This window comes from Deltaproteobacteria bacterium, assembly GCA_028818775.1.
Taxonomy (GTDB): Bacteria; Desulfobacterota; Binatia; order UBA9968; family JAJDTQ01; genus JAJDTQ01.
This window is the reverse complement of the sequence record JAPPNE010000140.1, coordinates 1-14829: the sequence shown is the minus strand read 5'-3', so window position 1 is coordinate 14829 and position 14829 is coordinate 1. Positions and strand designations below refer to the sequence as shown.

Here is a 14829-nt window from a genome sequence, read left to right as displayed (position 1 = left end):
GGGCGGGTTCGATACCCGCCCTGTGGCGTCTGCGGCGCAGGCTGCCGGGCCTCCGGGTCGCCGCCGGACGCGGAACTACGCCCGTTCGAACACCAGGCGCCCGTCCACGTAGGTGCGGTCGACCTTGATGTCCCTTATCGCGGTCGGCGCCACCCCGAGAATGTCCTCCGAGAGCACCGCTAGGTCGGCTCTCTTGCCTTCTTCCAGGGAACCCGTGCGGGTCTCGTCGAACGACGTGTAGGCGCAGTTGTAGGTGTAGATGCGAATCGCCTGCAGCACGCTCACGCCCTCGTCCGCGTTGAGCACCTCGCCGCCTTCCTCGGGTCCGAAGCGGTGGTTCACCAGGATGTCGATGCCCTGCAACGGATTGTACATGCCCACCGGCCAGTCGGAGCCGCCGGAGATGATGACGCCCCGGTCGGTCAGGGACTTGAACGGGAACGCGTAGCGCGCGCGGTCGCCCCACTGCCCGTGGATGCCCTCGCTGCCGATGCTCTCCAGGATCGGCGGCTGCGTGTTCCAGATGATGCCCAACTCCGCCATGCGGTCCATGACCCGCGGGTTCCACAGGTAGGCGTGCTCCAGCCGGTGGCGCAGGTCGTGCGCCGCCACCTGGGCGCGGCCGTTGGCGATGGCCTCCAGCGACCGGTGGATGCCATGGTCGCCGTGGCAGATGAGCCCGGCCTGCCAGTCGCTGGCCTGGCACTGGGCCATGAAGTCGTCGGCCACCTCCTGGGTGATGCGGAAGCTGCCGAGCTTCTTGCCCGCGGGGTCGTTGCTGTAGGGTTCGAACAGGGCCGCGGTCTGGCCGATGACGCCGCCGTCGATGCCGACCTGGAGCGCCCCGAGCTTGAGCCACTCCGTGCCGTAGTTGGTGGCGAAGCCGGTCTCAAAGATCTTGCCGGCGGTGCCCTCGAGGTCCCATCCCTCGCCGTGCACCGGGTACGGGCCCATGACCACCTGGAGGCTCGGCGGCGCCTGGCGGTGCAGCCGCTGCCAGCCCACCGTGTCCCTGCGGTTGCGGATGGCGGCCTCGAACGCCGTGGTGACGCCGTTGCGGTTCAGCTCACTCGCCATCCAGCGATAGCCGTCCATCATGTCGTCCACGTCCCACTGGGGCAGGTTGGGGGTGATGAACACCGTGCGCGTGTTGTCCCACATGGGACCCAGAGGACGGTCCTGATCGTCCCGTTCCATGGGGCCGCCGGCGGGGTCGGGGGTATCGTCCTGGACCCCCATGCGCCGCAACCCCTGGGTATTGAAGGTCCACCCCATGGACTCGCGGTTGGCGATGCCCACCGGGTTGTCGGGCGATACGGGATCGAGGTCGAAACGGTTGGGGTTGCGCCGGTCGGTGAGACGCGTCGCCTGGAAGCCCCGGCCCAGGATCCAGTCGCCCGGCTTGGCCTTCGCGGTCCGCTCCCTGATCCTCTCGACGATGTCGGCGATGGACGGGCAGGCGGCGTAGGTACAGTCCACCCAGTGGCGCTGGGGACCGTTGGTCATGTGGATGTGGTTGTCGATGAAACCGGGGGTCAGCGCCCGCCCCTTGAGATCCACCACCTCGGTGTCGCGCCCGACGGTCTGCTCGACGTAGGCGCGGTCACCTACCCGCAGGATGTTGCTGCCGCGGACCGCCAGTGCCTCGGCCACATCGTCCCGGGAGTTGACTGTCACGATGGGACCACCGACAAACACGACGTCGGCGGTGGAAACCGCTGTCGACACGTTCGAGTCCGCCATGGAACACCTCCGTGGAAACGCTTGAGGAACCTGGGGCAAGCCTGATGGACAATAGCCGCTCCCCGATGGATGCGCAAGCCGGCGCCTAACGTCTTGTAGGATCGAAAAAATCGCGCAGGCCGTCACCCAGGATGTTGAAGCCGAGGATGAGGAGTGTGATGGCCATTCCGGGGAAGAAGGCGGCCCAAGGCGCGCGCTCGACGTAGCCGTAGGCGCCGGTCAGCATGGCACCCCAGGAAGGCGCTGGCGGCGGGTGGCCCACGCCGAGGAAGCTCAGGGACGATTCCGCGAGGATGGCGTAGGAGAAGGACAGGGCGAACTGCACCAGCAGCGGCGCCACCACGTTGGGGGCGATGTGGCTGCGGATGATGCGCGGGTGGGAGCCCCCCAGCACCTGGGCGGCTTCCACGAACGGCTGCGCCTTGATCGCCATGGTCGCCCCGCGCGCCACCCTGGCGAAGTGCGGCGCCTGCACCACGCAGAGCGCGATGATGACCGGCACCGCCGGCGGCAACCCGCCGCCCGTGAGGAACGCCGCCACCGCGATGGCCAGCAGGATCGTCGGGAACGCGAAGACGAGGTCGATGAGCATGGTCACGCCGCGGTCGAGCAACCCGCCGAAATAGCCCCCGAGCACCCCGATCAGCATGCCCACGACCGCGGCGCCCGAGGCCGAGAGGACCCCCACGACGAAGGCGATCCGGGCGCCGTAGATCACCCGGCTGAGGACATCGCGCCCGTACTCGTCCGTGCCGAACCAGTGAGCGGCGTCCGGCCCGGTCAACCGTGACCCGGCGCCCATGTCGAGCGGGTCGTAGGGCGCCAGGACGTCCGCCAGCAGCGCCGCCAGCAGGTAGACGAGGATGACCGCCGCCCCCACCAGGGCGGGCTTGTGGCGCGCGAACCGGCGCCAAGCCCGCCCCGCCCCTTCTCGGCGGGGCGCGACCGGCTGCCGTGCATGGGTGATGTTGATGGATTCCGCCACGGCGTCACTCACCTGTAAGGGGCTAGTCGTACCGCACGCGCGGGTCGAGCAGCCCGTAGCCGAGGTCGGCCAGCGTGTTGATGATCACGTAGCTGCCGGCGATGACGATCATGGTGGCCTGCAGCACCGGGTAGTCCCGGCTGAGCACGGCTTCCACGGCGTACTGGCCAATGCCCGGGATGGCGAAGATCTGCTCGATGATGAGCGAGCCGCCGAGCAGCTTGCCGGTCTCGGTGCCGATCAGCGTCAGCACCGGGATGAACGCGTTCTTGAGAGCGTGGCTGGAGTACACGCGGCGCTCGCGCACTCCCTTGGCGCGGGCCGTGCGGATGTAGTCATGGGCGAGCACGTCCAGCATGGCCGAACGCGCCATGCGCATCACCGCCGCCGCCATGGTGGTGCCCAGGGCAAGGGACGGCAGCATCAGCGAGAGCGTGCTCTCGACGGGGTCTTCAAAGAACGGGATGTAGCCGACGGAAGGAAGGATGTTGAGGTAGACGGCGAACACCAGCACCAGCAACGTGGCCAGCCAGAAGTGCGGCATGGCCAGCCCGAGGATTCCCGTGGTGGTGACGATGCCGTCAATCTTGCCGTTGGGATAGCGCGATGCGATGACGCCCAGGGTCACGCCGAAGATGACGCTCCAGGTCCCCGCCATGAACGACAAGTGCAGCGTCACCGGGAGCCGCGCGAAGATCTCGTCCGCTATGGGGTAGCCGGAGACGATGGAACGGCCGAAATCGAGCTGCAGCACCCGCCCCATCCATTCCAGGTACTGGACCACGATGGGGCGGTCCAGGCCCCACAGCGCGCGGATCTCCTCGATGCGCCCGGAGCCCATGTACAGGCCGTAGATGAAGTCCACGGCATCGCCCGGCACCAGGCGGATCATGTAGAACACCACCACCGAGATGCCGAACTGCACCAGCACCAGGGAGACCAGCTTCTGCGCGATGTATCGACTCACCGGAAACCCGTCAGGTCAACGCGGCAGCCGCGTGGGACCGCCCGCCTCACCCCGCCTGGATGCCCGCTTCCGCGGGAATGACGATTCGTGGGGTCCCCGACTCATGAGTGTTGACGCAGCGTCCACGAGGTGACGCCTCTTCATGCAACGTGCGGGCTGGAGCTGTGACTGTCCTGTTCCGGAACGCCGGACGGCTGGTCCCCGACGAACCCTTGTTGCCGGGAACCAGCCTTCGACGCCCACGAACCTGCTTGCCTACTTGTCGAGCCAGACCTCGCGGAACGAGTACTGGCTGGCGTTGGGGAACGCCGTGTAACCCTTCACGTGGTTGCGCATGGCCTGGAAACGGTCGAAGGCCACGAGGAAGACCCACGGCTGCTGTTCCGCCAGCCGCTTCATGGCAACCCGGTAGGCCTCCTTGCGTTCCGCGATGCTGGTGGCGACCACCCCCTTGGCCAACAGCTTGTCGAACTCGGGGTCGCAGAACCGGCTGTTGTTGTAGCTGCCCTTGCAGGTGAACAACGGCGACAGGGCGCCGTCCGGATCGACGAAATCCGAACCCCACCAGCGGATCGGATACATCTGGAAGTTGCCGGAGCGCCAGTCGCGCTGCGCGGTGGCGCTGTCGGACGCCTTGATCTCGACGCGGATGCCGACCTTCTTGAGCTCGGACTGCACCACCGCGGCGAAGGCCGCGTGGTACGAGGTCGTGCCGATGCGCAGCACGATGTCCACGCCGTTGGGATACCCGGCGTCCGCCAGGAGCTTCTTCGCCTTGTCGCGATCCAGGTTGTAGTACTTCTCGTCGTTCCCCGCCCAGTACGGCGGGATCAGCGGCGGCCCCCAGAGCGGCTGCGCGAAGCCGTCGAAGCCCTTCTCCACCATCTCCTTGCGGTCGATGGCGTAGGCCATGGCCTGGCGCACGCGCACGTCGTCCAGCGGCTTCTTGCTCACGTTGAGCGAGATGTTGACGAAGCTGATGTTGGGCCCCCCGGTGACGTTGATCCTGCGGTCGCGCTTGAGGGCGTTCACGTCCTTGGGCGGCACCGGCTCGATGTAGTCCACCTGCCCCGCCCGCAACGCGTTGGTGCGCGCGGTCTGGTCCTTGAGCGGAATGAAGTGCAGCTCGTCCAGCAACGGCACCGACTTGTCGTAGTAATTAGGGTTCTTGACCAGCACCAGCCGCTGACCCTTGACCTGCTCCTTGAACATGTACGGCCCGGTGCCCATCATCCCATCCTTCAACCCCACCGGCATGGGCTTCACCGCCTCCTCGGCCACCATGGCCATGGCGGGCAGCGACAGGTTCGTCACGATGGCCGCGTCGGGCCTCTTCAGTTTCAGCACGAGCTTGTACTTGGACGGCGTCTCGATGGAGTCGATGGACGCGATGGTGCTCGCGTAGCCTGCGGGAACGTTCGGGTCGAGAATCCGCTGCAGCGAGTACTTGGCGTCCGCCGAGGTGAACTCGCGTCCGTTGTGGAACTTCACTCCCTCGCGCAGCGTGAACTCGAGCTGGGTGGGCGACGTGAACTCCCAGCTCGTCGCCAGGTCCGGCCTGGGCTGGATATCGGTGCCGGCGCGCACCAGCCCCGAGTACACGTTCTGCATGATGTTGATGTCCCAGCCCACGCGCGTGGTGTGCGGATCGAGATCGTTCACGTCACGCTCGCCTCCGAGACGCAGGATGCCGCCGGATTTCTGCGCGGTGGCCTGCATCGCGAAGACGCAGGTAATGACAAAGACCGCCGCGATGGCGAGTCCCAAAGACCACCGTTTCGGCGAGGAATCAGACCAGCCCGATCTTCTCGTCAGGTTCGTCCTACTCATCGTGATTTCCTCCTCGGCGGCGTCTCCAGGACGACAGCGTGCGCACAGGGTGAAAACACCGCCCGTTGCGCCGGTGCCACCAGCGGCACCGTTCCGAACAGACCGTCACAGCCCTCCAACCCCTGCTCCGGGCGCGATACTCGCACAGGATTTCTCGGAGTGTCAAGGTTGCACTAGGCGGCCAATAATCGTATGGGCGGGTTGTCTCGTGCGTTTTCCTCGTGCGTTTCCATGGGAATGAGACACCATACTGGCGGCAGCCCCCTGCCGGAAGGAGGACGCTCATGGCAAGCAACGCTTGGCGCGACGCGGATCTGGCGTTCGTCAACGGACGCGTCATTACGATGAACCAGCGGGACCAGGTGGTCGAGGCGGTGGCGGTGGCGGACAACCGCATCGTCCGCGTGGGCTCCAACGAATCCGTGGAGGCATTGGTCGGCAACGACACCCGCGTGGTGAACCTGGCGGGGCGCGCGTTGACTCCCGGGTTCGTGGAAAACCACATGCACATCATCAACGCGGTGGAGGACCGCAAGTGGATCAACTGCGGCCCGGAGGTCGCCTCCTCCATCGACGACGTCGCCGCGGCCGTGAAGCAACGCGTGGACCAGACCCCCGCCGGCGAACTGATCGTGGGCTGGGGCTTCGACCACCACCGGCTGCGGGAGCGGCGCTACCCGACGCGGCGCGACCTGGACCCGGTCTCCCCCAACCACCCGGTGCTGCTGCGCCAGCGCGAGTCCATGAGCTGGACCGCCAACACGGCCGCGCTGCGCCGCATGGGCATTGAGGACGACACCCCGGATCCTCCCGGCGGCCCCATGCTCCGGGACCAGCAGGGAGCGCCCCTGGGTCCCATGTGGGACAACTGCCGGGTGGTCTACATCTTCCCCACCATCACGCCGCCGACGCTGGAAGAACTCGCGGAAGGCTACGGTTGGGCGTGCCAGTACCTGAACGGGCTCGGGGTCACCAGCGTGGACGAGGCGTCCATCCGCAACGAGCACGAGACCCACGCGTGGCAGCTCCTGCGCGCCCGCGGCGGCCTCACGGCGCGCATCTATCTCAACATCTATCCGGTCTACGGCACCCAGTGGGACATCGAGACCGCAGCCTACAGGATATTCCGCTCGGGCATGCGCACCGGCTACGGCGACGACTGGCTCCGCCTCGGGCCGGCGGTCATCGGCATCGACGGCGGCGTGCAGGGACAGACGGCGGCGCTCTTCGAGCCCTACTCCAACGACCCCGACGGAAAATTTCGCGGGAGCTTCCGCTGCTCCCAGGAGATGGCGGACGAGTTCTGCCTGGAAGCCCACAAGGCCGGCTTCCAGATCGCCGCCATCCCCCACGGCGACCACGGCATCACCGTGACCCTGGACGCCATCGAAAAGGCCCAGAAGGCCTTCCCACGCCCGGACGCGCGCCACCGCCTGGAGCACGCCTACCTGTGGAACGCCGAGCTGCTGGACCGTGCCGCCGGCCTCGGCGTCGTCTACAACGCCCAGCCGCCGATCCTGGAGGTGCTGGGCGAAGCCTGCACCCTGGAGCCCTGGGGCGCGGAGCGCTCGCGGTACGCGTTTCCCATGAAGTCGCTGCTGGACCGCGGAGTGATCTCCTCGGGCGGCTCCGACATGCCCATCGTCACCGCGAACCCCATGGTGGGCATCGACTGCCTGGTCAACCGGCGCCTGGACCCGAGCCCGGGGGGCACGGTGCTGAATCCCGACGAGCGCCTGACGGTCATGGAGGCAATGCGGATCTACACCTACAACGGCGCCTACGCGCACTTCGAGGAGCAGAGCAAGGGTTCCATCGAGGAAGGCAAGCTCGCCGACCTGGCCTTGTTGTCCCGGGACATCCTGACGGCGCCGGCGGAGGAGATCCGGCACATCACCGTGGACATGACCGTGGTGGACGGCAAGGTCGTGCACGAGGCCGGGTAGCACTAGATGGCGTCCTTCGACTTCGCTTCGCTACGCTCAGGACGAACGGGATGTGGCTGTCCTTACAACCGTTCGTCCTGAGCGTAGCGTAGCGAAGTCGAAGGACGCCATCTCGAAGACAATGAGGATGCCGATGGATGATCTTCAGAAGCAGGTGCTGGCCGGGATCCGCGAGGACGAACTGGTGACCATGGCCATGGACCTGGTGAGCATTTCCAGCCCGCCGGGCGCGGAGGCGCCGGCCGGCGACTATCTCGCCGGACGGCTGGCGGAGCTGGGCATGCGCGTGCAGCTCCAGGAGGTGGAGCCGGGCCGCAACAACGTGGTGGGCCGGCTGCCCGGCAGCAAGGGCTCGCCCACGCTGCTCTTCAGCGGACACTTCGACACCAGCACCACCGGACGCGAGGCCGAGGTGTTGGGCAGCGGGTATACGGCCGACATCGTCGGCGGCGGCGTGCCCCAGGCCACCACCGCCGACGGGTGGATCCACGGGCTCGGCGCCAGCAACATGAAGGGCGCCTTCGCCGCCTACTGGGGCGCGGTGCGGGCGCTCCAGCGGGCCGGCGTGGAGCTGGCCGGCGATCTCCTCATAACCGGCGTGGTGGGCGAGACCGAGAAGGCGCCGGTGGACCAGTACCAGGGGGCGGAATTCCGCGGCGGCAAGGTGGGTTCGCGTTTCCTGGTGACCCATGGCGTCACCGCCGACTACGCCGTCATCGGCGAGCCCACCGGCATGCGCCTGCAGATCGGCGAGACCGGCTACTGCTTCGTCAAGGTGACGGTCTACGGCCGGTCCCAGCACACCTGGTCCAAGGAGCACGGCATCGACCCCATCGAGAAGATGATGCGCGTCTTCACCGCGCTGCAGGCGTGGGAGCCCGTGTTCCGGGAACGCCATCCGCATCCCTTCATGGAAGGCCGCATCGGCATCGGCGCCATCCAGGGCGGACACCCCTACAAGCCCTCCAAGTGCCCGGCGCCCTTCTGCAACCTGTACGTGGACGTGCGCGTGGTGCCGGGACAGAGCTTCATGGAGGTGAAAAAGGAAATCGAGGCGGTACTGAACGAACTGAAGGCCGATGACCCGGAGTTGCAAACCGACGTCGAGTTGTACCTGACGGGGAACGGCTTCGAGCTCGAGCGCGACGAGCCCCTGGTGAAGGCCATGGAGCGGGCCCATCAGAACGTCTACGGCGAGCCCGTCCCCTATGCCGCGCCCAACCGCTATGCCGTCTCCAGCGACGCCGGACCGATGTTCGAGTACGGCATCCGGGGCCTGACCTACGGCCCCGGCGGCATCTCCACCGGCGGCCAGTTCGCCAACTACGACCCGGCCCATAGACACAGCGAGGTGCTGAAGATAGAGCACCTGGTCAAGGCCGCCGGCGTATACGCCCTGGCCGCCCTGGAACTGTGCGGCCCGACGTCGTAGCGGACAGGGGACAGCGATGCCGGAGGAACGGAGCATGGAACCTCTCATCGGGTATTCGGCCCTGATCGAGCGCCCTCCCCTGCGCTGGCCGGACGAAGCCCGGGTGGCGCTGTGGGTGCAGATGAACCTGGAGCACTTCGAGATCGACGCCCCGGGCATGAGCCTGCCGCCGAGCCGCTCGCCCGGCCCCATCCCCGACCCCAAGAACGCCGGCTGGCGCGACTACGGCGCGCGGGTCGGTATCTGGCGGCTCATGGAGATGCTGGACCGCTACCGCCTTCGCGCCTCGGCCCCCACCAACGACCAGGTGTGCGACTATTATCCCGAGATCATCCGCGAGGCGGTGCGGCGCGAGTGGGAGCTCATGGGCCACGGGTTCAACAACTCGCACACCTTGGGCGGCCTCTCGCCCGAAGACGAGCGCGCCGTGATCCAAGCCAGCGTGGCGAAGCTGAGCGCGGCCGCCGGGCGCCCCACCAAGGGATGGCTCGGCCCCGGGCTCGTGGAGACCTTCAACACCCTGGAGATCCTGGCCGAGGCCGGCATCGAGTACGTCTCCGACTGGTGCAACGACGACCAGCCCTACCCCATCGAAGTGAGCAGCGGCCGGCTCATCGGCGTGCCCTACTGCATGGAGGTCAACGACATCTACGCCTTCGTGGGCGCCGGCATGGACGGCGAAAGCTTCTATCGGATGATGTGCGACCAGTTCGACGTGCTGCACGCCGAAGGCGCGGAGACGGGCCGCATCCTGGGCCTTTGCCTGCACCCCTTCATCGGCGGCCAGGCGCACCGCGCCAAGTGGATCGACAAGGGCCTGCAATACATCCTCGGGCACGACGGCGTGTGGGCCGCCACCGCCGAGGAGATCTCGGACTGGTACTACGAACACTACTACGAGGATGCGCTGGCGCGACTGCGAGAAGGGGCGCGGACCGCACCCGGCAAGTAAGGCGCAGCGAAGCAATGATCAGGACAATCACCGGATCGACATAGTCGAAAGGGAGGGAAGCCGTGGCACTTCGCGAAATCAGCTCCGTTGATGTTCCCGCCGGCGGAGGCGCCGCCTGCACGGTGCAGACCGGCCAGTACGTACGGGTCGTCGACGTCGAAGGCGGTCAGGTGGCCGACTTCAACGCCTGGACGCTGCCCGACTACAAGGAGCAGTTCTGGTCCGGGCGCACCCGGATCGTGGAGGGAGCGCACCTCTCCACCGGCAACCGCCTGTTTTCCTCGCCCAACATGGAGGTGCTGTTCACCATCACCGACGACACCGTGAAACGCGTCGACTCGCCACTCGGCGGCATCTCCCACGATCTCATCTACGCGCGCTGCAGCTCGGGACTGTGGAAGCTCCGTGGCGTCGACAACGCCCCCAACTGCCAGGACAACCTCGTGCGAGCCATCGAATCCTACGGGCTCACCGCGCACAACGTCCATGACGCCTTCAACATCTTCATGAAGACCGGCATCGGCAAGGACGACCGCCTGTTCGAGGAGCCGGCCGAGTCGACCGCCGGCGACTACCTTGAACTCAGGGCGGAGAAGGACTGCCTGGTGGCCGTGTCGTCCTGCCCCGGGCGCGGCAACCGCTTTCCGGAATGGCAGAGCCGGCCGTTACGGGTGGAGGTGCTGGCGGAGGGATGAAGAGGGGCACCGTACCCTTCAGGCAACCGGCCAGAGCTCCCGCGTATACGGCCCCCAGGGCTCGCGGCCGAAGATCGTCCGCATCCTGGGCATGAAGTGCTCGACGGGCCGGGTCTCGTAGTCCGGATCGAAGGACACCTGGTCATAGTCGCGGCAGAAGCGCTCGGTCATCTCGAAGGCGGGATGACCCCGAAACTGCTCGCGCTCGTCCTTGTTCCGTCCGATCTTGTCGAAATAGTAGTAGCCCTGGAAGATGCCGTGTTGCCGGAGCATCCAGTAGGTGTACTGGCTCACGTATGGGCGCAGCACCTGGGCGCCGATCTCCTCATGGTTGTAAAGGGAGATGGTATCGCCGATGTCGTGCAGCAGCCCCGCCACGACAATCTCGTCGCATTCACCGGCGTTCTCGGCGCGGGTCGCGGTCTGAAGCGAGTGTTGGTAGCGGTCGATGTGATTGCCCGGGTAGCTGTCGCGCAAGAGCTCCAGGTGCGCCAGCGCACGCTCGACGGCGGCGCCCTCGAACGGCTTCCGAAGCTCCTTCAGTAGCGCGTAGTCCTCCACCGTGCCCTCGTCCATGCGCGTGTAGCGCGCCTTTCTTTCGTCGATGTGGTCTTGCATGTTCGTGTCCTCAAGCAGTCCGGGTTACGTACATCAACCATCACTCTTGGTTTTTGCCCCGAGAATCCGGCGAATGCGAATACGTTGCGGAAGCCTCTCTGCTTCAAACCTGTTGAGGAAACTACAAGATGCAAGGTGGCGCGCCCGAAGGGAGTCGAACCCCTAACCTCCAGATCCGTAGTCTGGCGCTCTATCCAGTTGAGCTACGGGCGCAAGTGTCTGGGGGGAGTACTGAGCAATTAACCATACCGACCGGGAAACCGCAACGCCTCAGCGGTCATCGCGATGCAGCCCTTCCTGTTGAATCGGCTTCGCCCTTAGGATACCATACAGTCCAGTATCGGGGAGACAAGACCCACCACGGAATGGCACACGGTCGAATCGTGAGTTTGCGGAAGACTGCGGACCAGTCCTCCGGAGACGTAGCGTTGACCGGTTCGGCCGTAAGGGATCGGGTATGGAAACAGCACAGCACTATGCAACCCGCGAGGATTTGGCCAAACTCGAAACCCGGTTGGTGGAACGGATAGCCGGCGTTGAAACCCGTCTGACGGCACAGATCTCTCACCTCACATGGCGCCTGCTCGGCTTGTTGACAGCCGTTGCAGCGGTCGCCGTTGCCTTCGTCAAGTATCTGTAGCGTTCAGCCCACACGCACCACGACGAATTACTCTTGGCAGCGCTCGAAATGAACCACTACGCAACACGTGAAGACCTGGCGCAACTGGGAACCCGCGTTGTGGAGCGAATCGGCGCCCTCGAAAGCCGTCTGGTGCGGGACATGAGCGAATCGGAACGGCGTGCGGCCAGCCGGGAATGGCGCATATTCGGCATCGTGGTCGGCATCGCCGCCAGGGTGCGGCATCTCTGCTAACCTCGTAAACTGTCTAGAAAAGCTGTTGAAGGAAGGGTGGCGGAGAGAGAGGGATTCGAACCCTCGGTACCCTTTTGGGGTACACACGCTTAGCAGGCGTGCGCCTTCGACCGCTCGGCCATCTCTCCGAAGCCGGTACCGAACCGGAACTATGGCACACGGGGCCGACTCGGTCAAATTTTCATCTGACCCGTCGGGCCGACTCACCACTACAGCATTTCTGATGACATCGCCGGTTGAACCAGCTTCCCATTTAGGATATCGTACAGTCCAGAATCTCACCGGGAGAACCGCTCATGGAAATTGCACACTACGCCACCCGTGAAGACTTGGCGCAACTTGAAACCCGTGTCGTGGAGCGCATCGGCGCTTTGGAGACCCGGCTAGTACGGGACATGCGCGAGTCGGAACACAGGGCGGCAAGCCGGGAATGGCGGATACTGGGTATCGTCGTCAGCATTGCCGCGGTTGCCGTCGGCATCACGCGGTACCTCGGTTAGTCGGCAAGACACCGCCCCACAGATTTCTCCGCTGGCAACTCCCATCACTCCAGCGGCCCTCCATCGTTCGCTCATACCCGCCAGCAGTTACAGGCCTTGATTTGACAACCGCTGACGGCGCCTTCTACAAATGATGCGTGGAGGGCGTGGTCCGGCGACGCGCCCTCATGGCGCTCCGCACGCCACAACTTCACTAAAGATCCGGAACCACGGAACTCATGCCCCAAGTCCGAACACGTTTCGCTCCCAGCCCCACCGGCTACCTGCACATCGGCGGCGCGCGCACGGCGCTGTTCAACTACCTGTACGCACGGCACTGCGGCGGGAAGTTTGTGCTCCGCATCGAGGACACGGACCGCCAGCGCTCAACCCCGGAGGCCATCGACGCGATCCTGCGGAGCATGGAATGGCTGGAGTTGGAGTGGGACGAGGGGCCGTTCTACCAGACGGAGCGGATGGACCTGTACCAGGACCGGCTCCGGGCCCTCTTGAGCGCCGGGGACGCCTACCCCTGCGTGTGCACGCCCGAGACCCTGGACGCAAAGCGCCAGGCGGCGATGGCCGAGAAGCGCAAGCCGATGTACGACGGCACGTGCCGGCCCGCGGAGCGGGCGGCGGTGACGTTGCCGGAGGGGATTCCCTTTACCATCCGGTTCCGTTCGCCAGAGAGCGGCGCCACGGTCGTGGAGGACAAGGTCAAGGGGCGGGTGGAGTTCGACAACACGGAGCTGGACGACCTGATCCTCGCGCGCTCGGACGGGAACCCGACCTACAACTTCTGCGTGGTGTGCGACGACATCGACATGGGCATCACCCACATCGTCCGCGGCGACGACCACCTGTCCAACACGCCGCGGCAGATGCAACTCTACCGGGCGCTGGGGGCGGAGCCACCGGTGTTCGCCCACGTGCCGCTGATCCTGGGGGAGGACAAGAAGCGCCTCAGCAAGCGCCACGGCGCCACCTCGGTGACGGCCTACCGGGACATGGGCTACTATCCCGAGGCGCTCAACAACTACCTGGTGCGGCTGGGCTGGTCCCACGGCGACCAGGAGATCTTCGACGCCCACGAACTGGTGGAGAAGTTCGACATCGACGCCGTGGGCAAGTCCTCGGCGGTGTTCAACCCGGAGAAGCTCCTGTGGCTCAACGCCCATTACCTCAAGAACCGCCCGACGGCCCAACTGGCCGAAGACGCAGTCCCCTACCTGACGGCCAAGGGCTACGCCGTGCCCGGCGACCGCCCGTGGCTGGAGAAGATGGTCAAGACCCTGAGAGAACGGGCCAAGTCGCTGGTGGAGCTGGCGGACATGGCGCACTACTTCCTCGCCGAAACGGTGGAGATCGACGAGAAGGCCGGCCGCAAGCACCTCGTTCCCGAAGCCAAGAGCCTTCTCCAGGAGGTTTCCGTCAAGCTGGGGAATCTGGCCGACTTCAACCAGTCCGGCATCGAGCAGGTGTTCGGCGACATCGTGGCGGACCGGGACATCAAGCTGGGCCGGGTGGCTCAGCCCGTGCGCGTGGCGTTGACCGGGTCAACCGTGAGCCCCGGCATCTACGAGGTCATCGACGTGCTCGGGCGGAACGTGACCCTGGCGCGGCTGGCCGCGGGAGTCCGGTACATCGACGCCCGCCTGTCAACTGAAAGCTGAGCGGCACTTCCGGGGAAGGCCCGGGCTTGTCCTTGACCCACTCAAGTACGGTCACGAGCTTGATCTGGCGCCGGACCGGCGGACTCGCTCGTGGTTCAGCACGTAGAGGCCGCCGCCGCAGACCAGCGCCATCCCGGCGTATGTCACCGCGTCCGGCCAGTGGCCGAAGAACAGCACCCCCCAGAACACCGACATGGGCAGCGCCACGTACTCGAACGGCGCGAGTGCCGCGGGCACCGAGACGCGGTAGCCTTGGGACATGAGGTAGGCGGCGACTCCGTTCAAGGCGCCGATGCCGAGGAACAGCGCGCCGTCCGCGATCGACGGGACCGTCCAGGCCCGCAGCAGAAACACGAGGATCGTGCCGTCGTCGGGCGCGAACCGCCCGTCGCCCGCCACCAGCCCCATGGTGACGCTGGCGACGATGAAGGCCACCTGGGAGTAGAAGGCTATGGTGGAGGCGCGCTCGGTGGTCCCGAGGCGGCGGGTCATGATCTGCATGGCCGCGTAGCAGCAGGCCGCGGCCAAGGGGAACAGCGCCACCAGTTGCACGGCGCCTTCACCGGGACGAAGTATCACGATGACGCCCGCGAGGCCGACGCACACCGCGGCCCAGCGGCGGAAGCCCACGGGCT

Annotated in this window: 14 protein-coding genes and 2 tRNA genes; 8 read left to right on the top strand and 8 right to left on the bottom strand. The window is 66.1% G+C overall.

What is annotated here, in order from left to right:
• Positions 1 to 75 precede the first annotated feature (75 nt).
• From OXU42_15125 to OXU42_15110, 4 genes are all read right to left on the bottom strand, one after another.
• The gene (locus OXU42_15125) at positions 76 to 1743 is read right to left on the bottom strand and encodes an amidohydrolase (GenBank protein ID MDE0030720.1); all 1668 of its coding nucleotides are present in this window, start codon (positions 1741 to 1743) and stop codon (positions 76 to 78) included.
• An 85-nt stretch (positions 1744 to 1828) separates the two neighbouring features.
• A complete protein-coding gene (locus OXU42_15120; GenBank protein MDE0030719.1) occupies positions 1829 to 2728 on the bottom strand; it encodes an ABC transporter permease in 900 nt (299 codons plus the stop codon).
• A 22-nt stretch (positions 2729 to 2750) separates the two neighbouring features.
• Positions 2751 to 3695, bottom strand: a complete 945-nt coding sequence (locus tag OXU42_15115; GenBank protein ID MDE0030718.1) for an ABC transporter permease — start codon at positions 3693 to 3695, stop codon at positions 2751 to 2753.
• 255 nt (positions 3696 to 3950) lie between these two features.
• Positions 3951 to 5525, bottom strand: coding sequence for an ABC transporter substrate-binding protein (locus OXU42_15110; GenBank protein ID MDE0030717.1), 1575 nt, complete (start codon positions 5523 to 5525; stop codon positions 3951 to 3953).
• A gap of 284 nt (positions 5526 to 5809) precedes the next feature.
• On the opposite strand from OXU42_15110, the gene OXU42_15105 reads away from it, so the two are divergent.
• The 4 genes from OXU42_15105 to OXU42_15090 all read left to right on the top strand — a co-directional run bounded on the left by OXU42_15105 (position 5810) and on the right by OXU42_15090 (position 10550).
• Positions 5810 to 7471 carry an amidohydrolase gene (locus tag OXU42_15105; protein ID MDE0030716.1) on the top strand — a complete coding sequence of 554 codons (1662 nt, stop codon included), beginning with the start codon at positions 5810 to 5812 and terminating at the stop codon, positions 7469 to 7471.
• A 133-nt stretch (positions 7472 to 7604) separates the two neighbouring features.
• A complete protein-coding gene (locus OXU42_15100; GenBank protein ID MDE0030715.1) occupies positions 7605 to 8903 on the top strand; it encodes a M20/M25/M40 family metallo-hydrolase in 1299 nt (432 codons plus the stop codon).
• 34 nt (positions 8904 to 8937) lie between these two features.
• Positions 8938 to 9855: a polysaccharide deacetylase family protein gene (locus tag OXU42_15095; protein MDE0030714.1), complete on the top strand. Its 918-nt coding sequence runs from the start codon at positions 8938 to 8940 to the stop codon at positions 9853 to 9855.
• A gap of 62 nt (positions 9856 to 9917) precedes the next feature.
• Positions 9918 to 10550, top strand: a complete 633-nt coding sequence (locus OXU42_15090; protein ID MDE0030713.1) for an urea carboxylase-associated family protein — start codon at positions 9918 to 9920, stop codon at positions 10548 to 10550.
• Between the two features lie 18 nt (positions 10551 to 10568).
• Here the strand turns inward: OXU42_15090 and OXU42_15085 are convergent, their stop codons facing one another.
• Positions 10569 to 11168 carry an HD domain-containing protein gene (locus tag OXU42_15085; protein MDE0030712.1) on the bottom strand — a complete coding sequence of 200 codons (600 nt, stop codon included), beginning with the start codon at positions 11166 to 11168 and terminating at the stop codon, positions 10569 to 10571.
• 136 nt (positions 11169 to 11304) lie between these two features.
• Positions 11305 to 11381 (bottom strand) — tRNA-Arg (locus OXU42_15080).
• A 244-nt stretch (positions 11382 to 11625) separates the two neighbouring features.
• Between OXU42_15080 and OXU42_15075 the strand changes: the two genes are divergently transcribed.
• Positions 11626 to 11808, top strand: a complete 183-nt coding sequence (locus OXU42_15075) for a hypothetical protein (GenBank protein MDE0030711.1) — start codon at positions 11626 to 11628, stop codon at positions 11806 to 11808.
• A gap of 33 nt (positions 11809 to 11841) precedes the next feature.
• Positions 11842 to 12042 carry a hypothetical protein gene (locus tag OXU42_15070; protein ID MDE0030710.1) on the top strand — a complete coding sequence of 67 codons (201 nt, stop codon included), beginning with the start codon at positions 11842 to 11844 and terminating at the stop codon, positions 12040 to 12042.
• 37 nt (positions 12043 to 12079) lie between these two features.
• Here the strand turns inward: OXU42_15070 and OXU42_15065 are convergent.
• Positions 12080 to 12170, bottom strand: a tRNA-Ser gene (locus OXU42_15065).
• A gap of 168 nt (positions 12171 to 12338) precedes the next feature.
• Between OXU42_15065 and OXU42_15060 the strand changes: the two genes are divergently transcribed.
• Positions 12339 to 12542, top strand: coding sequence for a hypothetical protein (locus OXU42_15060; protein MDE0030709.1), 204 nt, complete (start codon positions 12339 to 12341; stop codon positions 12540 to 12542).
• Between the two features lie 218 nt (positions 12543 to 12760).
• Entirely contained in the window at positions 12761 to 14194 is a 1434-nt protein-coding gene (gene gltX / locus OXU42_15055) for a glutamate--tRNA ligase (protein MDE0030708.1), read from the top strand.
• Between the two features lie 51 nt (positions 14195 to 14245).
• Here the strand turns inward: gltX and OXU42_15050 are convergent.
• The coding region (locus tag OXU42_15050) for a DMT family transporter (GenBank protein MDE0030707.1) at positions 14246 to 14829 on the bottom strand (584 nt) is incomplete at its 5' end.

What these genes read in the sequence shown, in the direction of transcription:
- OXU42_15125 (MDE0030720.1), bottom strand. Translation starts at nt 1,743, where the DNA reads ATGGCGGACTCGAACGTGTCGACAGCGGTTTCCACCGCCGACGTCGTG.
- OXU42_15110 (MDE0030717.1), bottom strand. Translation starts at nt 5,525, where the DNA reads ATGAGTAGGACGAACCTGACGAGAAGATCGGGCTGGTCTGATTCCTCG.
- OXU42_15105 (MDE0030716.1), top strand. Translation starts at nt 5,810, where the DNA reads ATGGCAAGCAACGCTTGGCGCGACGCGGATCTGGCGTTCGTCAACGGA.
- OXU42_15100 (MDE0030715.1), top strand. Translation starts at nt 7,605, where the DNA reads ATGGATGATCTTCAGAAGCAGGTGCTGGCCGGGATCCGCGAGGACGAA.
- OXU42_15095 (MDE0030714.1), top strand. Translation starts at nt 8,938, where the DNA reads ATGGAACCTCTCATCGGGTATTCGGCCCTGATCGAGCGCCCTCCCCTG.
- OXU42_15085 (MDE0030712.1), bottom strand. Translation starts at nt 11,168, where the DNA reads ATGCAAGACCACATCGACGAAAGAAAGGCGCGCTACACGCGCATGGAC.
- OXU42_15075 (MDE0030711.1), top strand. Translation starts at nt 11,626, where the DNA reads ATGGAAACAGCACAGCACTATGCAACCCGCGAGGATTTGGCCAAACTC.
- OXU42_15060 (MDE0030709.1), top strand. Translation starts at nt 12,339, where the DNA reads ATGGAAATTGCACACTACGCCACCCGTGAAGACTTGGCGCAACTTGAA.
- gltX (MDE0030708.1), top strand. Translation starts at nt 12,761, where the DNA reads ATGCCCCAAGTCCGAACACGTTTCGCTCCCAGCCCCACCGGCTACCTG.